Raw genomic sequence first — 20,604 nt, 5'->3', positions numbered from 1 at the left:
GAGAGGGTTACCTTGCCGCACGCATCCATTTGAAAGGGGAGCCTTGGTTGTGAAGGCTGCGATCATCGGTCTGGGCCGGATGGGGCTTCGTCATGTTGCGGTTGCACGCGAACTGGGGCTGGAGGTGGTCGGCGCAGCCGATCCGCGAACCGACGCGCGCACCGTGGCGAAAGCCCAGTTCGGGCTTGCCGATGAGACGTTGTTCGAGGATGCCGAGGCCATGCTGGCCCGCACGCGACCGGATTGCGTCGTGGTCGCCTCCACGGCTCCCGCCCACGCCCGGCTGACCTGCGCCGCCGTTGAGGCAGGCGCCCGCATGATCCTGTGCGAGAAGCCGATGGCGGTGTCGCTTGACGACTGCAACCTGATGATCGACCGCTGCAGTGATGCAGGTGTGCGGCTGGCCGTCAATCACCAGATGCGTTTCATGGAGCAGTACACTCGCCCTCGCGACATCGTCGGCACGCCGGCTTTCGGCGGGCTGGCCAGCATGACCGTGATTGCCGGGAATTTCGGCCTGGCGATGAACGGCTCCCACTATGTCGAAGCATTCCGCTTCATGACCGGGGAGGCGCCGTGCCGGGTTGCCGCCTGGCTGTCGGACGAAGTGGTCCCGAACCCGCGTGGTGCCGAGTTTTCCGACGTGGGCGGCTGTATGCGCCTGACCACGCCGTCCGGGCGTCGTTTCTATCTCGAGGCCGGAACCGAACAGGGGCACGGCATGATGGCCGTCTATGCCGGGCGCAATGGACGATTGGAGGTCGACGAGCTGACGGGCCGGATGCGGCTGTCGACCCGCGCACCGCAGGACAGGGAGCTGCCGACCACACGCTACGGCACTTCCCCGTTGGTTGAGGAAAGCGCCATCCCGCCGGCGGATGCCCTGGAGCCGACCCGGGCCGTCCTGCAGGCACTTCTGAAGGGAGAGGATTACCCGGACGGGGAAGTGGGGCGCATGGCGGTGCGTGTCCTGCTGGCTGCCATGGTCTCGCACGAGGCGGGAGGGCGCGAGATCGACCTGGACCGTGAGACGTTGCCGGGAAGTCGCATGTTCAGCTGGGCGTAATCGTCGCGCTTGCCTTCATCCGGCAAGGTCCTTTCCCTATAGAGCATTGAAAATCTGAGAGGAATTGTGCCGCAAAATCAGTGTCGGGTGGCTGTGATCGGAGCCGGCTCCATGGCGCGCGAACATATCCGCGCCTTTGCCGATGTGCCTGGCGTGGTGTTGGCAGGGATCCACAGCCGTACCCGCTCGCGCGCAGAGGCTCTCGCCGCCGAGTTCGGCATTGCGACCGTATGCGATGACATCGCCAGCCTGCATGCGGCTACCCAGGCGGATCTGGTGGTGGTCACCGTCACCGAGCTGTCGATGGCCGCCGTCGCCAAGGCCTGCTTCGCCTTTCCATGGATGGTCCTGCTGGAAAAGCCGGCCGGCTACGATCTGGCGGATGCGATCGGCATTGCCGAGGCTGCCCGTGCCGCCGAATCCCGGGTCCATGTCGCGCTGAACCGCCGCCACCTGTCCAGCACCCGCGCCATGCTGGAGGATCTGGATGCCCGGCCGGAACCGCGCTTCATCCATGTCCAGGACCAGGAATCGATGGCGCAGGCGGCGGCCATCGGCCATCCGGAGCCGGTGGTGCGCAACTGGATGTACGCGAATGCCGTCCATATGGTCGACTATCTGCCGGTCTTCGGTCGGGGGACCGTGACATCGGTCACACCTGTCCAGCCATGGGATCCGGAGCGTCCGGGCATCGTGCTGGCCAGGATCGAGTTCTCCAGCGGCGACCTGGGGCTCTACGAAGCGGTGTGGAACGGGCCAGCCCCCTGGGCCTGCACGGTGACCACCCCGGAACGCCGCTGGGAGGTCCGCCCGCTCGAGAAGGCCGTGTTCCAGAACGCCGGGGAACGCACGCTGAATCCCGCCCCGCTTCACCCCTGGGACCAAGCCTTCAAACCCGGTTTCCGCCGCCAGGCCGAACTGGCGGTCCAGGCGGCCGTAGGCGGCCCGTCCGACGGCCTCCCAACCCTGGAGGACTCCCTGGCAACCATGCGGCTGATCGCCGCCATCTATGGCGATGAGACCCTGGGCGGGGACGGTTCCGGCAAGGTCGCCGGATGACGGCCGCGTCCCTGACCATCGTGGTTCCCAGCCACAACCGCCCCGCCTTCCTGCAGCGGACGCTGGAGCATTACGGGAACGGTCCCTACCACTGCGTGGTCGTGGATTCCAGTGCCGATCCCATCGTCTTCGAGGCCGCCGCTTATCCTAGCGTCGACTACCGCCATCGGCCCGGCGTTCCCTTCGCAACGAAGCTGCACGAGTGCCTGTTGACCGTCGACACGCCCTATGTCGTGTTGAGCGCCGATGACGACATGATCCGTCTGGACGCCTTGGCCGAGTGCGTGGCGTTCCTGGACGCCCATCCCGGCCACAGTTCGGTCCATGGCCACTTCCTGTTCTTCCTGCGCAGCCCCAACCGGGTGTGGGGCCTGCGCGCCTACTGGGCGCGTCATGACTGGCAGGTCGCACAGGACGATCCCCGGGACCGTCAGCTCCACCTGATGTCCAACTACATGCATCAGATGTACGCGGTGCAGCGAACCCCCTTGCTTCGGCGGGCTTACGGCCTGATGGATGGCCGCCTGCACAACAGTGAACTGATGGAATTCGTGGTCGGCCTGTCCGTGACGGCGGGGGGGCGGCACCGGACCCTGCCGATCTTCTACCAAGCACGCCAGGACATTCTCGATTCCTGGAGCCGCAGCCTGGGGACCGGCTATCCCAACCTGAGGCAGCTTCACGAGGATGGCGCCGACCCGCAGCAATACGAGCAATTTCTCGACATCTGCGCCGACATCCTGCAGGAGACCGCGGGAATGGAGCGTGGAGACGGAAGGCGGCACACGGTTCGTTGTATCGAAGCCTATCTGGCCAATGAGGCCGACCTGATCCGCCAGATGGCGGAGCCAGGGGTTTTTCATCGCGACCTGATGCGCATTGAAATGGAGGCGTCCTGCTGGCCCGACTGGGGCGGCGGCGCGCTCCGCGACATCGCGGCGATGGCGCAGCTGGCCTGGAAACACGAGAAATGCGGCTTGGATGCGGCCATTCTCGACGATTTCACCGAACTGGATGCGAGCCAGCCGATTCATATCTACGGAGCCGGTAACGCCGGCCGCGCTCTGGCTGCCCGTCTCGACGGATTGGGCCTGCCGGTCGCGGGATACATCGACAGCTTCCATGGCGGAACGGTCGAGGGGCGCCCGTGCCTGACCCTTCAGGACTATCGCGCCGTTCACCGGCCAGATGACTTGGTGCTGATCGCATCCTGCATGCATGGCGAGATCCGGCGCGGCCTCGACGAGGCCGGCATCACCAATTACCGTGTCGCCTATTTCCGGGCCATGCTTCCATGACGACCGAGCCTCTGATTCCTCTTGCCGTTCCCGATCTTTCCGGGCGTGAGGAGGAGTATCTGCGCGCGTGCATCGCCAGCACCTTCGTTTCGACCGTCGGACCTTTCGTTCCACGCTTCGAGGAGCAGGTCGCCGCAGCGATCGGGAGCCGTGGCGCGGTGGCGACCTGCAGCGGAACAGCCGGTCTGCATGTCGCGCTGACCGCGCTGGGGGTCGGGCAAAATGATCTGGTGGTCCTGCCGTCCCTGACCTTCATCGCAAGCGCCAATGCGATCGCCCAATGCGGTGCGCAGCCCTGGCTGTTCGACGTCACGCAGGAAAGCTGGACCCTCGATCCGGAGTTGCTGGAACGCCGCCTTGCCGCGGACACGGAGCGTCGGCCGGAAGGGCTGTTCCATCGCCCCAGCGGCCGCCGGATTGCCGCGGTGATGCCGGTCCATACGCTTGGCCTGCCGGCGGACATGCACGCCATTGTCCCGGTCGCCCGACGTTACGGTTTGCCCGTCGTCGCCGACTCCGCCGCGGCCCTTGGTGCCACCTGCCGCGGGAAGCCGCCGGGGGCTCTCGGTGCCGACCTGTCCGTCCTGTCCTTCAATGGCAACAAGACCGTCACCGCCGGGGCCGGCGGCGCGGTGGTCGGCGATGATCCGGAGCTTCTGGCGCTGGTGCGCCATCTGTCCTCCACGGCCCGCGTCGGCCAGGACTACGACCACGACCGGCCCGGATTCAATTACCGGATGACCAATCTCCAGGCCGCTGTCGGATGCGCCCAGATGGAGCGTTGGGAAAGTCTGGTTGCCGCGAAGCGGCGCATTCGCCACCGCTACGACCAAGCCTTTGCCGGTCTGGAGGGAGTGGAGCCCTTTCCCGCCCCGCCTTGGGTCGAAGGCGCCTGCTGGTTCTCCGGGATCGTCCTGCGTTCCCCGACGTGGGAGGGAAGGGAGGCCGTCTTGCGCAGCAGGTTGCGGGAACTGGGAATCGACAGCCGGCCTTTCTGGAAGCCTGTCCATCTCCAGGCTCCCTATCGCAATGCGCCGTGCACGGAAATGCCGGTCTGTGAAGAGCTGTGGCTCCGCGTGCTCACCCTTCCCTGCTCGGCCGGGCTGACGGACGCCGAGCAGGACCGGGTGATTGCCGCCCTTCTCCAGGCTTTTCAGTCCACCTGACGCTGCATCAGGTGGAAGACGGTATGGAAGGACCTGATGCCGTGGCGAATCAGGGTCTTCTCGATGGCATCATAATATTGCGAGGCGATCAGAATCTGGTGTGCCGGATCATGCAGGGCCGCATAGTCCGCCACGGCATGAAGCGGTAGGCCGTTGAAGCTTCCCGACCGTTCGGTATCGATGAAGCCGCTCACCGCAGGCAGGTTCAGGGCGGCCAACCTCTCCTGCAGCCGGGTGCCCGAGGAACCGGCGCCATAGATGAAGATCGGGGCATCGCGCCGGAGATCCTCCAGCCGCTCCAGCCGGCCGCGCAGGGCCGCTTCGATCGTTTCCTCCATACGCGGCCAGAACAGGCCGTGCTCTTTCAGGTAACTGCGGAAGGGGGGCGGGAAATCCCCGTCGCCGCCGTCGGCATGCCGCCGCAGGAGCCGGTGAATGCGTTCGAGCTGGATGTCATCCTCGGTCGAATAGCTGAGGATGCTGATGCACTTCGGTCCACTCATCAGCTCGCCGTAATGCAGCAGGCGGCCGTCGAACAGCAGCGCCTCTCCTGGATGGATGTCGATGAACACCGCATAGCGTTCGATCTCGTACAACGGACGCAAGTCCCCTGTCGCCAATGCCCGGTTCTTCACCGCGCCATGGGTGGCATAATATTCGAACGGCACATCCAGGCCGATCTCAGCCGCCATCCTGTCGTAGATCGATTTCTGGTGGGTGAATGGAATGATGCCGAGCCGGGCAGCCTGCCGCCCCGGTGGGCTGAAGGACAGAATGACCTGGGTATTCGTGTTCTCCGGATCGTCGATCAGATTGTGGGGCCGATCGTCCATACCGAAATAGTCGCCGTCGCGATGCAGACCGGAGGCGGCAAAGTTCACGCCGACGGAGCTGTTGATCAGGCCGAAGGGTCGCTCGAAGATCGTGTCCAAGGCGGGGCGGATGCGGGGATGGTCGACAAGCGGCCAAAGTTCCGGTACATGGCCGACGATGCCGGGTTTGACGTAATTGGCGCGTCGCCCTGCCGCGATCTCGGGGAAATCGCGATCCTCGATCCCGCTCAAGGTTTGGGCGATCCCGCGGTAGCAGGCGTTTTCCTCCCGCGAGAGGACATTGGTCAGCTTGACGATGCCATAGCGGCGGTATGCATCGCGCAACGCCGGCGTGACCTCGCCAGCGGGAAAGACATCGTAGGTCTGCACGGCGGCCCATGGATTCGGCAGGCCGGAGAAGCTGGCGGCGACCTCCGGTGGACGATCGTCATGCAGGTACAGATTGGGCACGGTCTTTCCTCCGGTCTGTCATCCATCCGTAGCGCCCCGTTCGTGCCGGCTTTCCTTCTGTCCGGTCAGCCCCGACAACGCATGGGGGGTGTAGGCGCCCTTGCAGGCGACTAAGAGCTTCATCCTATTAAACTTGCCTTAATCGGCCAGAGTCCACTCTGCCGCAGCCTCGGGAACGTTTTGGAATCCAGTCTCGTATGATCCGGCTCCGCCCCCGACTCGATGCCGTCCCGTCGACTGAATTGGTCCCTGATCCCCGGCATGACCGGACACGGGCTTCAGGCCATCGGCGCAGCGTTCTTCTGGTGGTGTTCGGCGAGTCCCATTTCCGGGAACTCTGGCGTGTGGCGGCGCTGCTCATGGGAACGGAGCATTATCGGCCCGTCATCGTCTTCGCTTACCGCTACGCTGCGCTCGCCCGGGATCAGGCAGTCTGCCGCGAAGCGAAGGTGTCCTGGCTCTGTTTCGAGGCACCGCCTGTGCCGGGGGGAGGGCACGCCGGCCTGCAGACGCTGCCGGGGCTTCTGGTCGCCCTGTCCCGCCGCTTGTCGCATGCCCGCCGTCTGATCGCCGAACAGGCTCCGGCTCTGCTGGTGTTCGCCGTGGATTACCCCGGCTGTGGTTCGGCGGAATTCATCCGCGCCGGACACGATGCGGGGGTGCCGTCGGTGATCGTGCCGTTTTCCATTGCCAATCATGAAGAGGCACTGTGCGCCTACGGCCATGACATCGAGCGCAGCGACCGGGTCTGGACCAACCGCGTCGTCGGTTGGCTGTTTCCGCGTTGGCGCATGCGGTTGCGCGGCCGCTCCGTCCTGCGCGAGCGCGCCTCGTTCGCTCTGGCCCTGGAACTGCTGGGTCTGGCTCCGCCTCTCCCTTGGGTGCAGAACAGCAGCCAGGCCGATGCGGTGACGGTCGAGAGCCTGGCGATGCTGGACTACTACCGGCGCAGCGGACTGGACGAGGGCCGCCTCGTTCTGACTGGAGCCCTCTACAACGACCTCCTGTGCCAAGTCCTGACCGAAGCCGACCAGCGCCGGGAGGCGCTCTATGCCGAGTTGGGCTTGCCAGCAGGCAAACCGATGATTCTGGTCTCCCTTCCCCCGCCGATCCAGATCGAGGGACGGGATTGCGAATTCATTTTGCATGACGAATGGCTGGAGGTCCTGGTTGCGGAGGCCGCGCGCGCCGGCGATTGGAACGTCGTGTTGTGCCTGCATCCGATGCTGCCCATCGAGGCTTGCGCATGGCTCGAGCGCGACGGCGTCCGCATCGCCCGGCAGGACACGGCATCCCTCGTTCCCTTGAGCGCCCTGTATGTCGCCTGCGTGTCGGCAACCATCCGTTGGGCCATCGCCTGCGGCATTCCATGCGTGAACTACGACGCCTACGCCTGCCGTTACTCGGACTATCGCGAGGTGCCGGGTGTCTACCATGTGGAAACCGCCGCGGAGTATACCGATGTTCTGCAGCGCCTGACCACCGATCGGGCATTCTACGAGGCGGCTGTCGCGGCGCAGGCCGAAGTAAAGGATCGCTGGGCCCTGTTCGACGGGGGGAACGCTTCCCGGCTTCTCGCGCTGGTTGATCGGCTGTGCGGGGTGGAGGACGCGCACAGGGAGCCGGCAGGCGATGCCAGCGGGGTGCGAGAACGGAACCGCGCTTGTGCGGACGGAAAGCCGGCCGGTATGATCCCGCCCGATACCGGGCCAGTACCGGGGAATGGCTGAAAGCCCGAAGCAGGCCATTCGATGGCTCGGCGAGACGCGAGAAAGGAATAGCATGCCCGATGTCCGGCGTATCTGCGTGGTCACCGGTTCGCGTGCGGATTACGGCCACCTTGCGCCGGTCATGACCGCCATCCGTGCCGAGGCCGGGATGATCCTGCAGGTGGTGGCAACAGGCATGCACCTGTCGCCGGACTATGGATTGACCCATCGGGAGATCGAAGACGACGGCTTTGCGATCGACGCCCGGGTGGAGATGCTTCTGTCCAGCGATACCGGTGTCGGCGTGGCCAAATCCGTCGGTCTTGGCATCATCGGCTTTGCCGACGTGCTGGATCGTCTGCGCCCCGATCTTCTGCTCGTGCTGGGCGACCGCTTCGAGATCCTGGCTGCCGCGCAGGCCGGGCTGCTGGCTCGCATTCCGATGGCCCATCTCTATGGCGGCGACACGACGGAAGGGGCCTATGACGAGGCGATCCGCCATGCCCTGACCAAGATGGCGCATCTGCATTTCACCGCCACCGTCGCCTCGCGCCGCCGCGTCATCCAGTTGGGCGAGGAGCCCTGGAGGGTCCATGCGGTCGGCAGCCCCAGCCTGGACACCCTGTTGCGGGTGGAGCGCCTGCCACCGGAAATGTTCTGGCGCGAGGTGAAGCTCAGCCCGCGCGCCCGCAATCTGCTGGTCACCCACCATCCGGTCACGCTCCGGCCCGGCGAGTCGGCGGCGGAGTTCGCCCAGTTGCTGAATGCGCTTCACGGGTTGGGTGATGAGGTCGGACTGCTGTTCACCCTGCCCAATGCCGACAATGAGGGGCGCCTGCTGGCCGGCATGGTGGAGGAGTTCGTCCGCGAACATTCCAATGCCGTCGCCGTCGCCTCGCTCGGTCACCGGCGCTACTGCTCGGCAATCGCCGCGGTGGACGCCGTGGTCGGCAACTCTTCGAGTGGCCTGGCCGAAGTACCAAGCTTTGGCAAGCCGACCGTCAATATCGGCGACCGCCAGAAGGGGCGGCCGCGCGCCACATCTGTGATCGACGTGCCCCCGCAGGCCGACGCCATCGCGGTGGCAATCCGGCAGGCCTTCACGCTCGACACGTCCGGCGTGGTCAATCCGTTCGGCGACGGCCATGCCGCTGAACGGATCGTCGGTGTCCTGCGGGAGGTGCCGGACTTCCCGGCCCTGATCCGCAAGCCTTTCCATGATCTTTTCCCGATGGCGGTCGATAATGCCTGAGTTCCGACCCTTCGATCCCTCCACTCTGGCCGAGGTCGCCACCGGCCGAAGCGACAGCCTGTTCGCGGCGGACATCGCCCGCAACCGGCTGGAGATCGAGGATGCGGTCGCCGGCCGGCGCATCCTTGTCGTCGGCGGCGCCGGCAGCATCGGCTCCCAGGTGGTCACGGAACTTGCCGCCCGCGCACCGGCCGCCCTGCATGTCATCGACCAGAGCGAGAACAATCTCGTGGAACTGGTGCGAACGCTGAGGGGCCGGCCGGCCGGGCTGCCGGTCGCCGACTTCCGCACCTTCCCGATCGACTATGGCGCCACCCCGACCCGCCTGTTCCTGAGCGAGCAGCCTCCCTACGATGCCGTGCTGAACTTCGCAGCCCTCAAGCATGTGCGCTCCGAGAAGGACCCCTGGTCCCTGCTTCAGATGCTCGATACCAATCTGGTCAAGCAGGCGCGGTTCCTGTCATGGCTGCGGCGCTACGGCCATGACCGCCGCTATTTCTCCGTGTCCACCGACAAGGCGGCCAATCCGGTCAACCTGATGGGGGCCAGCAAGCGGGTTGCCGAGCATATCGTGTTCGATGGGGCGCCGGGACAGACCCTTGCCCATGCCACCTCGGCCCGCTTCGCGAATGTCGCCTTTTCCGACGGCAGCCTTCTCCACGGTTTCTTTCAGCGCATGCTGAAGCGCCAGCCGCTGGCTGTGCCTCAGGAGACCCGCCGCTATTTCGTGTCGCCGGAGGAGGCCGGGCATATCTGCCTGCTGGCAGCCTTCCGGGCGCCACACCGCACCATCATCGTTCCCGACCTGATGCCAGAAACGCATCTGCGCGACCTGTCCGACATTGCCAAAGCTTTTTTGGCGCGCTTTGGCTTAAAAGCTGAATTTTATGAAGATGAGCGTTCTGCATGTCAAATCGTCGATCATGATATGGCTGTGGGACGCTATCCTGTACTCATCACCGCTCGCGACACCAGTGGGGAAAAGCCCTACGAGGAGTTCGTTGGTAATGACGAAACCATAATTGATCTTGGTTTCGATGCCCTACGAGGAGTCAGTTACACATCTGCCCCACCGAAGAGCGTTGAACGGTTGCTGGTCATGCTGGAAAGCGTCCTGCACGGCGGGGCGGCATTCGACAAGGCCATGGCCCTGGAGCGGATCTCTGCGGTTGTGCCGCATTTCCGCCATATCGAAACTGGGCGAAACCTCGACCAAAGGCTCTGAGGATCGTCAACGGTTCTGATTTCCATAAGCAGTCGGTCCTCCCGTCGCTCCGATTGCGAATTAACGCTCCGACCGACTGGCGACCGCCGCCTTTATGGTTCTGACACGACAAGCCTGCTACTCTGTCCATCCCCTCATCAGCCATCCGGTCCTCCAGAAGATTACCGACGGGGGAGGCTCTGGGGCGGTTCATCGGGTTTCCTTGCGAAAGAGTGCTCATGTCGGAAGCCATCAGAGCTCCCAAAGTCCTTTTGCTCTATCCGCCGCATCAGGCATGGCCAGGGTACATGTGCAAGCCTAACGGCTCCCTGGCCTATCCCAGCCTGGGGGGGGCCTTGCTGCAGGCCGGTATCGAGGTGCGCGTGTTCGACGCCTGCGTCGGCAATGAGAAGGATGAACTGGACCAGGTCTTCTACCGCTCCAGCAGCCTGCCGAGCGGCCTGCTGCGAACCGGGGTTTCCGAAGACAGAATCCTGGAAGAGGTTGCCGGCGCAGACATTATCGGCATCACATCCATCTTCACCGATCAGGAGACGATGGTCCTGTCGACGGTGCGGCTCATCAAGCGGCACTTCCCCGATAAGCTGGTGGTGTCCGGTGGTGTGAATGCGCGTAACCGGTTGAAGGTATTCTTCGCCGCCGGTGTCGATCTCGTCTGCTTGTCGGAGGCGGAGCGCACGATCGTCGCGATTGTCGATGCCGTTCGCCGCGGTGACAGGGACTGGGGGGCGATCCCCGGACTCGCTTTCATGGCGGGCGATCGGATTCTGTCGACCCCGGCTTCGGCCGGCGATGTCGTCTGGAACCTGGATGATCTGCCGATCCCGGCATGGGAACTGCTGCCCAACGAGCGATACTGGAAGATCGCCCGTCCGCATGGCGGTCATTTCAAGGAGGGGCAGGAACTCCGTTACGCCTCTATGATGACATCTCTGGGCTGCGTCTTCACGTGCAGCTACTGCCACATCTCGGGCGAGGCGGATGGCGATGTCGCTGGCCCCATCGGCAAGTTCCGCGTCAAGTCGACCGAGCGGGTCATGGTGGAACTCGACCGCCTGCGCGATCTCGGCGTGAAGCAGGTTTTCATCGAGGACGATTCCCTGTTCGGCATGAAACGGCGTGGCATCGATCTGATCCGCAGCGTCCGAACGTCAGGTTTTGAAATTTTCGACGTCAACGGCGTCAACATCATCCATCTGCTGCGCAAGAGCGGCACCGGCAACCGGCTGGAACCGGACATCGAACTGATCGAACTGCTCGTCGAATCGGGATTCAAGCAGGTTGCCCTGCCGTTCGAATCGGCCTCTCAGCGGATCATTTCCCGCTATGCCTCCTCCAAATGGAATGTGGAACGCTGCGACATCGAAGGCCTGATCCGCGCCTGCAAGGATCATGGCCTTGGGGTCACCGGCAACTACATGATCGGTTATCCCGACGAGACGAGGGAGGAAATCGAGGCCACCATCGCTATGGCACAATGGCATCGCGACTGCGGTCTCGATGCCGCCAGCTTCATGCTGGTGATCCCGCTGCCTGGAACACGGCTGTTCGATATGGCCATCGCCGGCGGCCACTTGTCGGAAGAGTACGATCCCGACCGGCTGAACTGGAGCCGGGCCAGCATGGTCAACACCTTGGTTTCGCCGGCCGAATTGGAAGACATCCGGCGCAGTGCCTGGGAACGGGTCAACGATTCGAAATTCGTCCGCTACAAGAAGGGTATGAACGCCGCGGAGAGCAACGATTTCATCGAAGCGGCCGCTCCTGAAGGGATTTGAGCGGTTGCAGGAGCGGAGGGATGAGCTCTTTTGTCAAGCAGCCAAAAACCAAGCTGCGGCCACCGTGGCGGTCAGAATCAGGGCGGCACGCAGCCGGTCCCTCCTGTAGCGAGCTTCCGCCAGTTGATTGCGAACGAAGGGATAAAGATTGTAAAGGTTGCGGACACCATGAGCTGCCAATTGGAGCTTGATCTCGTCCATATACATGCTGGCAATTACGACCGGCGTGTCCGGCTTGGCGCGCTCGAAGAACTCAGCCGGCGTGATGACGGGAATGCCGTTAACCTCACCACGCTTATAGGTATCGATCACAGCCTCGATACGCATCTGCGGCCGACGCCGGATGGCCCGAACCACCAGATGTCCTCCCTGTCCGGCGCCGAATACGAACAGCGGAACGGTCGACGGCAGATGAGCCACATCATCTAGGACCCGCATCATGCTGCACCCTTCCTTTCCAATGATCGGTCGCTGGGCTTTTTCTAGACGAGACCAAGCCGATCGGCAAATCCGGTGGCCACACACAGAATCCGCTTCTGGCGACCGGCAGCTTGGGGCAAGTTTCAGAGGGCACTTGCAGCAAGGCTGCCTTGCCCTCGTCCCGGTTCCTGTTGCCCCAGCCTATCGCCAAGCCGTGAGGGGATCATGAAGTTCCACGCCACCCCGCTGACCGGAGCCTGCCTCGTCGAACTGGAGAAACGTGGGGATGAGCGCGGTTTCTTCGCCCGGATGTTCTGCGAACGGGAATTCGGTGAGGCTGGCTGGCCCATCTCGGTGGTTCAGCTTAACAATTCGGTAACCAGCAAAGCGGGCACATTGCGCGGGTTTCATTATCAATTGGCTCCGGCGGCAGAGATCAAGCTGATCCGCTGCGTCCGCGGGGCTCTTTATGACGTGGTCCTCGATCTGCGCCCCGATTCGCCCAGCTATGGAAAGTGGTTCGGGGCCGAATTGAGCGCGGAGAACCGTTCGATGATGTATGTTCCCCGCGGTTGCGCCCACGCTTTTCTCACCTTGGCTGATGAGACCGAGGTGGTCTATCTGGTGAGTGAGGCCTATAGCCCCCAAAATGAGCGAGGGGTGCGCTTCGACGATCCTAGATTTGGCGTCGACTGGCCACTGCAGCCGACCGAGATGTCGGTCAAGGACCAGAGTTGGCCTGACTTTGATCCGGACTTTCATGGTGTGGAGCGGTTGCGGGGGCTGTTGTGAGAATTCTGCTGACCGGAGCCAGTTCCTTCACCGGCCTCTGGTTTGCCCAGGCACTCAGCGCGGCGGGGCACGAGGTGACAGCCCCCCTGCGGCGTTCCGCCGTCGAGTATAGCGGCTTGCGCGGCACGCGCGTCTCCGAGTTGGCCCGCGTTGCGGAGGTCGTCTGGGACTGTCCGTTCGGCGGAACGCGTTTCCTTGAGCTTGCCGACGGCAGGTGGGATCTGCTGTGTCATCACGCGGCACACGTCGGGAATTATCGCAGCCCCGACTTCGATGTCGCTGCAGCGGTGGCGGAAAACAGCCTTGCATTGCCCCAGATATTGCGCACCCTGCTCAAACGCGGACTGCGCGGCATTGTGCTGACCGGCAGCGTATTCGAACAGAATGAAGGCGCGGGCGATACGCCGTTGCGCGCCTTCTCCCCTTATGGCTTGTCCAAAGGACTGACCGCACAGGTTTTCGATTATTGGTGCGGTGTGCTCGGCGTTCCGTTCGGCAAGTTCGTCATTGCCAACCCCTTTGGCCCCTTCGAAGAGCCGCGCTTTTGCGCCTATCTGGTAGGGTGCTGGCAGCGTGGGGAGGTTCCGCGTGTCCGCACCCCGCTCTATGTTCGGGACAATATCCATGTCAGCCTTCTGGCCTGCGCCTATGCCAAGTTCGCCGAACGGGTCGCCAGCAGCCAAGGAGTGACGAAGCTGAATCCCAGCGGCTACGTCGAAAGCCAGGGCGCCTTCGCCCAGCGCTTCGCCCGCGAACTGGCGCCGCGCCTGGCGATGGATTGCCCATTGGAACTGCTGGAGCAGACGGAGTTCACCGAACCGGCCGTTCGCCTCAACACCGACCGCATCGATGGACATGCCCTCGGCTGGTCGGAAAGCGCCGCATGGGACAGTGTGGCCCTCTTTTATGGGGGCAATGCCGATAAGATGGCGACCGCCCGCAATCATCCACCGGTATCCGCAAGCTGACGAAGGTTTCCATGTCGCGTCCCGACCCCTCCTCTCGCCCCGCCTTTGATCCCCGCATGCTGTTCGACCTGACCGGCCGCACCGGCATCGTCACGGGGGGAGCGGGCATTTTGGGCACCACCTTCGTCGAGGCATTGCTCGCCCATGGCGCAAACGTGGTCGTTGCCGACATCGAAGGAGACGCAGCGGAGGCTTTGACCAACCGGCTCGATACCGTCCATGTTGGCCGTGTGGCCGCGGTCACCTTCGACGCCGCCGATCCCGTCTCTGTCGCACAACTCGTCCAGGCGGCTGTGGAGCGCTTCGGCGGCATAGACTTCCTGATCAACAATCATGTGGCTCCCGTCGTGGAGCCGGGCACGTTCTTTGCCCCGTTCGAAGATTACGATCTCTCCGAATGGCGCCGGATCATGGGAATCAACCTCGACGGCTATTTCCTGGTGGCTCAGGCCGTCGGCCGCCAAATGGCGGCGCAGGGCCGCGGCGGCGCCATCGTGCAGACCTCGTCGATCTATGGCGTGATGGCATCAGACAACCGGATCTACGAGGGTTCGGAGTACCGCGGCTATGCCATCAACAATCCAGCCATATATTCCGCCAGCAAAGCCGGCGTCGTCGGCTTGACCCGCTGGCTGTCCACCTATTGGGCCGATCGCGGAATCCGCGTCAATGCCGTCGCCCCCGGCGGGGTGTTCAGCGGAGAGAACGAAGCCTTCACCAAACGCTACTCCGCACGCATTCCAATGGGCCGCATGGCCCACCGCCACGAGATCGCCGGCACGGTCGTCTATCTGGTCGCCGATGCCTCCTCTTATGTGACCGGCCAATGCCTGATGGTCGACGGCGGCCTCAGCGCGTGGTGACAGGGATGCCCCGCATCCTGTTTTCCGCCCGGGATCCGGGAGCGGCCCAGGCGGTGGTGCCGGTGATCCGTTGCGCCCTGTCCCATCCACAGGTCGATCCCGTCGTCTGGGCGCAGGGGCCGGCGGCGGAGATCCTCGCCGCGGCCGGACTGCCTGTCCGCATCCTGGATCTTCCGGCCCTTCCTGCCCCGGACGCGCCCGGGCGCGACGCCCTGCTGGAGGCTGCCGGGAGCCTGCTGGAAGGCGAAAATCCAGACGCCGTGGTGACCGGACTCTCGGGCCCCGGGGCAGGGATCGACGAAGCGCTGCTCCATTGCGCAGTCGATCGGCCGTGCTACAGCATCCAGGATTTCGAAGGATGGGTGGTGCCCGGCTTCGGCCGGCCGGCTCCGACCTATTTCGTCGCCGATCCCGGAGCCGCCGACCGGACCCGGCGGCAGGCGGAACGGTTCGGCGGCATTCGCACGGTCGTCGTGGGATCGCTGAAGCACAGCCATTACGGGATGCTCGATCCGACGGCCCTGCGCAGGACGGGAAGGGCCGCACTTCCCCATCGGGACCGGCCGCTGGTTGGCTTCTACGGACAGCCGGCCTGGCAATGGCCGGGCTATGAACGCTCCATCATCCATCTCGCGCAAAGTCTCGCGGTACGGCTGCCCTCGGCGATCGTCGTTTACCGCCCGCACCCCAAGGAGAGCGCGGCGGAACGAAGCCGGAGCCTCGACATCTTCGCCTCTGCGGGATTGGCGGCTGTCGCCGATCCCAATCCGGCGATCGAGCAGTCGCTCTGCGCGGTCGATCTGGTGACGACCTGCTTTTCGACCTGCGGCATCGATCATGTCCATCTCCAGCGCCGCTCCCCCACCCCGCTGGGTGGAGTGGTGTTCGTGATGACCGAAGCCGACCTGCGCGACAGGCTGGAGCGGGAGACCGGCCTGCCGGTACCGTGGCCGGCCCACGACGGCTTGGCGGAGGCGGCCCTGTCCGCCGCCGACCTGCCGGACCGGCTGGCCGCGGCCATCGCGGAACCGGCGCGCCGGCGTGCATGGGAGCGGATCCGCTCGCGACTGGAGCCGGCGCAGACGGCCCCGGACACGGTGATCCGCCATATTCTCGACGATCTCGGCGCCCTGTCGGCCTCCCATCCGGGTCGTATCGCCGGCGGTCCGGGATAAGGGCATGGGACGGAGCATGCCGGAAGACGCCGAAAAGGCATGCGCATAGCCGCCAACCCGCTATCATCCGAACGCCGTCAAGGCCTCCCACAGCGCCCCCCGCATGCACAGGACCCGCCGACACCGTGTCTCCACCGTCCGCCCCGTCTGCCCGTCCGTCACGCGCCCTGGTCGTCGGTCACGGCTCCATCGGCGCACGCCACGCCCGCCTGCTCCGCGCCCTGGGGCTTGAGGTGGCGGTGGTGAGCCGCCGGGCGCCGCAGCTGCCCGGCGCCTTTCCCGACATCGCCGCCGCACTCGCCTGTGGTCCGGCCGACTATGCCGTGGTGTGTACGGAGACCAGCCTGCACCATCAGGCCGTCCGATCCCTGCATTCTGCGGGTTTCACCGGACGGATCCTGATCGAGAAGCCGCTGGGGCAGGCTGGCGAGCATGTTCCTGAAGCAAATTTCAATGCGGTCCGTGTCGGGTACCATCTGCGCTTCGATCCCATCCTTCTTGCATTGCGCGAGGCGCTGGAGGGCTGCAGGCCGCTGACGGTCGAGGTGCGCGCCGCCAGTTGGCTGCCGTCCTGGCGAGCGGGCCGGGATTATCGCGCCACCGAATCCGCATCCAAGGCGGCAGGCGGCGGCGTTCTGCGCGATCTCAGCCACGAACTGGACTATGTGACCTGGCTGTTCGGACGCTGGCGGCGCCTGACCGCGCTGGGGGGGCATCTCGGCTGCCTGGAGATCGACAGCGACGAGGCCTTCATCCTGCTGGCCGAAACCGAGCGCTGCCCGGTCGTCTCCATCTCTCTCAGCTATATCGATCATGGAGCGGAAGAGCGCTGGATCGCAGTGAACACGGCCGAAGGCCGATCATGGCGGGCCGACCTCGTTGCCGCGACGCTGAGCGAGAACGGGCGCCTTGTCCGGTCGGCCGATCCGGCGGCGCTGGATGCCCCCTATATCGCCCAGCACCGCGCAATGCTGAACAATGGTGACGGATGCTGTTCGATCGGCGAGGCCGAAGAGGTCGTCGCCATGATTGACGCCGCCGAGACGGCAGCTCGAGATAAACGATGGGTGTATCGATGAAGCGCCTGTGCAGCGTGTGTGCCCGCGGTGGTTCGAAGGGCGTTCCGAACAAGAACCTGCGCCCCCTGGCTGGGCGGCCGCTGATCGCCCACACGGTGATGCAGGCCGCCGCCACCGGCCTGTTCGACGAGATTGCCGTCAGCAGCGATTCCGAAGCGATCCTCAAGGCGGCATTGGAGGCCGGTGCGTCACGGGCCATCCTGCGCCCGGCCGAACTGGCCAGCGATACGGTGGACAAGAGTCCCGCCATCGTCCATTGCGGGCAGGAGGTCGAACGGCTTACCGGCCTGCGCTTCGACAGCTTCTTCGACCTCGACGCGACGGCCCCGCTCCGTACCCCGGAGCATATCCGCGAGGCTGTGGCCCTGCTGGAGGACAGCAAAGCCACCAACATCTATTCCGTCTGCCCGGCGCGACGCTCCCCCTACTTCAACTTGGTTGAAACCGGACCGGATGGCGTCCCGCGTTTGTGCAAGCCGATGGACCCGCCGATCGTCCGCCGTCAGGATGCACCGCCCACCTTCGACATGAACGCGTCCATCTATGGGTGGAGCCGCGCCGCCTTCTTCGACGCCGGGGCACCGGTCCATATGGATGGAACGCGCCTGTACGTCATGCCGGACTGGACGCTGTTCGACATCGACAGCGAGTTCGATTTCGAGATCGTCGAAATTCTGATGGAACGCCTGGCGGGGCGGGGAGACTGAGGGGCCAAGCCCTCCAGCTCCCCATACCGTCCCCTCTACCCCACGATCTTCCACGATCCGTCGGGCTGGCGGCAGGCGGTACCGAAGGCCTGTTCGGTGCGGCCGCCGACGACGATGGTCTGCTGGAACTCGCGGCAGTAGGAGCCGGAGTCGTCATAGCCGTCGCGCACCGGCACGATGACGCCCTGGTTGCCGGACTGCGGGTTGTTCCAGCTGATCCGCTGGCCGATGGGGGCGCTGTAGGCCTGGGTCGCGGCACGGTCGGCATAGACCTGGTCGGCGCGGTCGAGCGAAGCGCCGAGTTCCCGCCCGGCGAAGGCGCCCAGGAGCGTGCCGATGCCGACCGCCACCAGCTTGCCCGAACCGCCGCCGAAGCGCGAGCCGATCAGGCCGCCGGCGACGGCGCCGCCGACGGTGCCGAACCCCTCCTTGGTGCCCATCGAGCCGGTCTGGCAGCCGGCCAGCGTGGTGGACAGCGCAAGCACCGCGACGGCTGCGATCCGGGGGAAGCTGGTGTGGGCACGCATCGGAGGCTCTCTTCTTATCCGAGGGTTGTCCCACCGGTTATAGCGCAGGCGGCGCCGTTTGTGCAGCCGCCCGTTCCTTGCCTCCCCCAGCGCCGTCAGGGAGCGTCGTCGACGTCCTTCAGCCACTTCCTCGCGGCTTCCGAGATCATCGCCGGATAGGCCGGCAGCTCCGGGCCGATCAGCGGCAGGGCGAACTCGTCGAGGACGCGGGCGAGACCGGCGGCATCCAGCGGATCCAGCCCCAGCCCCAACGCCCGGGCATGGCGGGCGATGTCCATCTCCTGGCCCCAGAAATAGACGCGGCCGGCCCCGGTGTTGGCGGTCATGCGCTGGACCTGGGCCACGCGGCCCGGGCCGTTCAGCGGCATCCAGATGTCGGCCAGCAGCGTGTCCGCCGGGGTGGCCGGGGTGTAGGACAGCGCGTCGCCCTGGACCACCACGATCTTCGCCGCGGCCTCCGCCGGCAGCTGGGCGAAGATGCCGAGCTCGTCGATCAGCCCGATGACCTCCGCATCCTGCTCGATGACGGTGACCCGCGTCACCTCCGGCCGCAAGGCGGTGTTGGCCGCCGCCCACCCCATGCCGAGCCCCATCACCACCGTATCCCCGACGGCGGCGCGGCAGCCGAGCTCCTGGCTTTCGACCTCGCGGGCCGACAGGGACATCCAGGTGCTGGAACGCCCTTCGGCCTCCTTGCGCGCCAGGACCGCCATGTTCTGCATGAGGACGCCGCCGCTCCAATAGCCGACGCCGAGATTGAGGGGCGACACCGACAGGAACCAGTTGGCCCCCTCGCGCGGCTGGTAGGTGGGCATGAACAGGTCGGTCTGGAACAGGACGGGCATGGTCTGGGACATCGGTGTCTCTCTTCATCAAGGATTGCAGCAGGGCTCGGACAGGGCCGCCGCCCGGCGCGCGGCCAGGGCACGCAGATCCCGTTCGACCGCGTCGAACACCGGCTCCCACTCCTCCTCGGGACCCTGGCGGTAGAGGCGCATCGACGGATACCAGGGGGTCGTCGCACCGGACATGCCATAGACCCAGTACGGCACATGCTGGAGCAGGACCCACACCGGCACCCCCAGCGAACCGGCGAGATGGGCGACCGAGCTGTCGGTCATGACGACCAGATCGAGTTGCTCCACCACCGCCGCCGTATCGGCGAAATCGTCCAGTTCCGGCCCCAGTGCCGTGATCGGCGTGCCGGGAGGAAGAGCGCGCAGCTCCTCCTCCGGCGGTCCTTTCTGCAGGCTGTAGAGGCGGACGCCGGGGATCCCGGCGAAACGCAGGAAGCGCTCCAGCGAGGTGGCGCGGATCGCGTTGTCGGTGAAGGCGGCGCTGCCCGACCAGACGATGCCGACCTTCAGCCGGCCATCCTCGGGTCCCAGCAGCCGCGCGGCCTTGGCCCGAGCTTCGTCCGGGACGCTCAGGCGCACCGGCGGCGGCACGCTGTCGATGGTGGTGCCGAAATGCAGCGGCAGGCTCATGATCGAGCTGTGGACGTGGTAGATCGGCGTCGGCGCCGCATTCTCCGCGATGAAGGCGTCCACCCCGTCCATCGGCGCGAACAGGCGGCGCAGCTCGTCGCGAAGCTCGACGATCACACGCCGCGCGCCGCGCGCCTTCAGCATCGGCAGGTAGCGGGCCATCAGCAGCGTGTCGCCGAAGCCCTGCTCCAGCGTCACCATGACGAAGCGCCCGTCCAGCGGCCCGCCGTCCCAGCGCGGTCCGCGGTGGATGCGGTAATGATATTCCCGAAGCCAGTAGCGCCCCTCGTAATCGACGAAGCCCCGTGCATAATCGCCCTGGTGCAGGCGGACCTGCGCCCGCCCCCAGGTCAGGCTGGGATTGTCCGGCTGCAGGCGGACCAGACGGTCCAGCACCGTGAGATCGCTCGCGAAGTCACCGGACCTGTACAGCGCCGCGGTCAGGTTGAGGCAGGTGGTCGGGTTGTCGGGAGCGAGCGCCACCGCCACGTGGGCGCAGGCGATGGCCCGGGCGTGCCGGCCCCGCATCGCCAGGACAAGGGCCAGGTTGCTCCAGGCCACGGCATGGTCGGGGGCGACGGCCAGGGCGCGGCGGTACTGCAGGAGGGCCGCCTCGCGCTTCCCTTCCCGGTCCAGCAGGACGCCCAGCGAGTTCAGAAGGTCGGGATCGCCGGGGTGCTCGACCAGAAGCCGCCAGACCTCCGCGAGGGTGACGGCAGGCTGTGGCTGGAACGGGTGCATGGTCATGGG

General features: G+C 65.3%; 19 protein-coding genes. 14 read left to right on the top strand and 5 right to left on the bottom strand.

Annotated features, from left to right (window positions below; genetic code table 11):
* The first annotated feature begins 49 nt into the window (after positions 1–49).
* From AZOLI_RS29500 to AZOLI_RS29485, 4 genes are all read left to right on the top strand, one after another.
* Positions 50–1,066: a Gfo/Idh/MocA family protein gene (locus tag AZOLI_RS29500; RefSeq protein ID WP_014189939.1), complete on the top strand. Its 1,017-nt coding sequence runs from the start codon at positions 50–52 to the stop codon at positions 1,064–1,066.
* 111 nt (positions 1,067–1,177) lie between these two features.
* The gene (locus AZOLI_RS29495; protein WP_162488538.1) at positions 1,178–2,125 is read left to right on the top strand and encodes a Gfo/Idh/MocA family protein; all 948 of its coding nucleotides are present in this window, start codon (positions 1,178–1,180) and stop codon (positions 2,123–2,125) included.
* Complete coding sequence (locus AZOLI_RS29490; RefSeq protein WP_014189937.1) at positions 2,122–3,423, top strand: glycosyltransferase family 2 protein; 1,302 nt, start codon at positions 2,122–2,124, stop codon at positions 3,421–3,423. The genes AZOLI_RS29495 and AZOLI_RS29490 overlap by 4 nt, the downstream gene beginning before the upstream one ends.
* A gap of 11 nt (positions 3,424–3,434) precedes the next feature.
* Positions 3,435–4,589 carry an aminotransferase class I/II-fold pyridoxal phosphate-dependent enzyme gene (locus AZOLI_RS29485; protein WP_044553811.1) on the top strand — a complete coding sequence of 385 codons (1,155 nt, stop codon included), beginning with the start codon at positions 3,435–3,437 and terminating at the stop codon, positions 4,587–4,589.
* Here AZOLI_RS29485 and AZOLI_RS29480 read toward each other — a convergent pair.
* Positions 4,577–5,872, bottom strand: a complete 1,296-nt coding sequence (locus tag AZOLI_RS29480; RefSeq protein ID WP_014189935.1) for a hypothetical protein — start codon at positions 5,870–5,872, stop codon at positions 4,577–4,579. The two genes, AZOLI_RS29485 and AZOLI_RS29480, sit on opposite strands and share 13 nt — an antisense overlap.
* A gap of 344 nt (positions 5,873–6,216) precedes the next feature.
* Between AZOLI_RS29480 and AZOLI_RS29475 the strand changes: the two genes are divergently transcribed.
* The 4 genes from AZOLI_RS29475 to AZOLI_RS29460 all read left to right on the top strand — a co-directional run bounded on the left by AZOLI_RS29475 (position 6,217) and on the right by AZOLI_RS29460 (position 11,836).
* On the top strand, positions 6,217–7,602 hold the full coding sequence (locus AZOLI_RS29475; RefSeq protein ID WP_162488537.1) for a hypothetical protein: 1,386 nt from the start codon (positions 6,217–6,219) through the stop codon (positions 7,600–7,602).
* Between the two features lie 52 nt (positions 7,603–7,654).
* Positions 7,655–8,833 (top strand): UDP-N-acetylglucosamine 2-epimerase, encoded by a 1,179-nt coding sequence (gene neuC / locus AZOLI_RS29470; RefSeq protein ID WP_014189933.1) that lies wholly within the window; start codon positions 7,655–7,657, stop codon positions 8,831–8,833.
* Positions 8,826–10,058: a polysaccharide biosynthesis protein gene (locus tag AZOLI_RS29465; protein ID WP_014189932.1), complete on the top strand. Its 1,233-nt coding sequence runs from the start codon at positions 8,826–8,828 to the stop codon at positions 10,056–10,058. Before neuC ends, AZOLI_RS29465 begins: the two co-directional genes overlap by 8 nt.
* A gap of 218 nt (positions 10,059–10,276) precedes the next feature.
* Complete coding sequence (locus tag AZOLI_RS29460; RefSeq protein WP_044553715.1) at positions 10,277–11,836, top strand: B12-binding domain-containing radical SAM protein; 1,560 nt, start codon at positions 10,277–10,279, stop codon at positions 11,834–11,836.
* 33 nt (positions 11,837–11,869) lie between these two features.
* Here the strand turns inward: AZOLI_RS29460 and AZOLI_RS29455 are convergent, their stop codons facing one another.
* Entirely contained in the window at positions 11,870–12,277 is a 408-nt protein-coding gene (locus AZOLI_RS29455) for a hypothetical protein (protein WP_044553713.1), read from the bottom strand.
* Between the two features lie 204 nt (positions 12,278–12,481).
* Between AZOLI_RS29455 and rfbC the strand changes: the two genes are divergently transcribed.
* The 6 genes from rfbC (at position 12,482) to AZOLI_RS29425 (ending at position 17,840) form a co-directional block, all read left to right on the top strand.
* Positions 12,482–13,048 (top strand): dTDP-4-dehydrorhamnose 3,5-epimerase, encoded by a 567-nt coding sequence (gene rfbC, locus AZOLI_RS29450; RefSeq protein ID WP_044553711.1) that lies wholly within the window; start codon positions 12,482–12,484, stop codon positions 13,046–13,048.
* On the top strand, positions 13,045–14,016 hold the full coding sequence (locus AZOLI_RS29445; RefSeq protein ID WP_014189926.1) for an NAD-dependent epimerase/dehydratase family protein: 972 nt from the start codon (positions 13,045–13,047) through the stop codon (positions 14,014–14,016). Before rfbC ends, AZOLI_RS29445 begins: the two co-directional genes overlap by 4 nt.
* A 56-nt stretch (positions 14,017–14,072) precedes the next feature.
* A complete protein-coding gene (locus AZOLI_RS29440; RefSeq protein ID WP_014189925.1) occupies positions 14,073–14,879 on the top strand; it encodes an SDR family oxidoreductase in 807 nt (268 codons plus the stop codon).
* A gap of 5 nt (positions 14,880–14,884) precedes the next feature.
* The gene (locus AZOLI_RS29435) at positions 14,885–16,054 is read left to right on the top strand and encodes a hypothetical protein (RefSeq protein WP_014189924.1); all 1,170 of its coding nucleotides are present in this window, start codon (positions 14,885–14,887) and stop codon (positions 16,052–16,054) included.
* Positions 16,055–16,179: 125 nt separating this feature from the next.
* Complete coding sequence (locus tag AZOLI_RS29430; RefSeq protein ID WP_014189923.1) at positions 16,180–17,133, top strand: Gfo/Idh/MocA family protein; 954 nt, start codon at positions 16,180–16,182, stop codon at positions 17,131–17,133.
* Entirely contained in the window at positions 17,118–17,840 is a 723-nt protein-coding gene (locus tag AZOLI_RS29425) for an acylneuraminate cytidylyltransferase family protein (RefSeq protein WP_014189922.1), read from the top strand. Before AZOLI_RS29430 ends, AZOLI_RS29425 begins: the two co-directional genes overlap by 16 nt.
* A 35-nt stretch (positions 17,841–17,875) precedes the next feature.
* Here AZOLI_RS29425 and AZOLI_RS29420 read toward each other — a convergent pair whose 3' ends face one another.
* From AZOLI_RS29420 to AZOLI_RS29410, 3 genes are all read right to left on the bottom strand, one after another.
* A complete protein-coding gene (locus AZOLI_RS29420; RefSeq protein WP_014189921.1) occupies positions 17,876–18,367 on the bottom strand; it encodes an RT0821/Lpp0805 family surface protein in 492 nt (163 codons plus the stop codon).
* Positions 18,368–18,462: 95 nt separating this feature from the next.
* Positions 18,463–19,224, bottom strand: a complete 762-nt coding sequence (locus AZOLI_RS29415; RefSeq protein ID WP_014189920.1) for a hypothetical protein — start codon at positions 19,222–19,224, stop codon at positions 18,463–18,465.
* Between the two features lie 15 nt (positions 19,225–19,239).
* Positions 19,240–20,601 (bottom strand): tetratricopeptide repeat protein, encoded by a 1,362-nt coding sequence (locus tag AZOLI_RS29410; RefSeq protein ID WP_014189919.1) that lies wholly within the window; start codon positions 20,599–20,601, stop codon positions 19,240–19,242.
* Positions 20,602–20,604 lie beyond the last annotated feature (3 nt).

The sequence above is a fragment of the Azospirillum lipoferum 4B genome (assembly GCF_000283655.1).
Classification (GTDB): domain Bacteria; phylum Pseudomonadota; class Alphaproteobacteria; order Azospirillales; family Azospirillaceae; genus Azospirillum; species Azospirillum lipoferum_C.
The sequence above is the reverse complement of the archived record's forward strand: the minus strand, read 5'-3'. Positions and strand labels throughout refer to the sequence as shown.

Excerpts from the sequence above, each read along its gene's own strand:
- neuC (WP_014189933.1), top strand. The coding sequence starts at position 7,655 with ATGCCCGATGTCCGGCGTATCTGCGTGGTCACCGGTTCGCGTGCGGAT.
- AZOLI_RS29495 (WP_162488538.1), top strand. The coding sequence starts at position 1,178 with ATGGCGCGCGAACATATCCGCGCCTTTGCCGATGTGCCTGGCGTGGTG.
- AZOLI_RS29440 (WP_014189925.1), top strand. The coding sequence starts at position 14,073 with ATGCTGTTCGACCTGACCGGCCGCACCGGCATCGTCACGGGGGGAGCG.
- AZOLI_RS29420 (WP_014189921.1), bottom strand. The coding sequence starts at position 18,367 with ATGCGTGCCCACACCAGCTTCCCCCGGATCGCAGCCGTCGCGGTGCTT.
- AZOLI_RS29460 (WP_044553715.1), top strand. The coding sequence starts at position 10,277 with ATGTCGGAAGCCATCAGAGCTCCCAAAGTCCTTTTGCTCTATCCGCCG.
- AZOLI_RS29410 (WP_014189919.1), bottom strand. The coding sequence starts at position 20,601 with ATGACCATGCACCCGTTCCAGCCACAGCCTGCCGTCACCCTCGCGGAG.
- AZOLI_RS29455 (WP_044553713.1), bottom strand. The coding sequence starts at position 12,277 with ATGATGCGGGTCCTAGATGATGTGGCTCATCTGCCGTCGACCGTTCCG.
- AZOLI_RS29465 (WP_014189932.1), top strand. The coding sequence starts at position 8,826 with ATGCCTGAGTTCCGACCCTTCGATCCCTCCACTCTGGCCGAGGTCGCC.
- AZOLI_RS29490 (WP_014189937.1), top strand. The coding sequence starts at position 2,122 with ATGACGGCCGCGTCCCTGACCATCGTGGTTCCCAGCCACAACCGCCCC.
- AZOLI_RS29415 (WP_014189920.1), bottom strand. The coding sequence starts at position 19,224 with ATGTCCCAGACCATGCCCGTCCTGTTCCAGACCGACCTGTTCATGCCC.
- AZOLI_RS29435 (WP_014189924.1), top strand. The coding sequence starts at position 14,885 with ATGCCCCGCATCCTGTTTTCCGCCCGGGATCCGGGAGCGGCCCAGGCG.
- AZOLI_RS29425 (WP_014189922.1), top strand. The coding sequence starts at position 17,118 with ATGGGTGTATCGATGAAGCGCCTGTGCAGCGTGTGTGCCCGCGGTGGT.
- rfbC (WP_044553711.1), top strand. The coding sequence starts at position 12,482 with ATGAAGTTCCACGCCACCCCGCTGACCGGAGCCTGCCTCGTCGAACTG.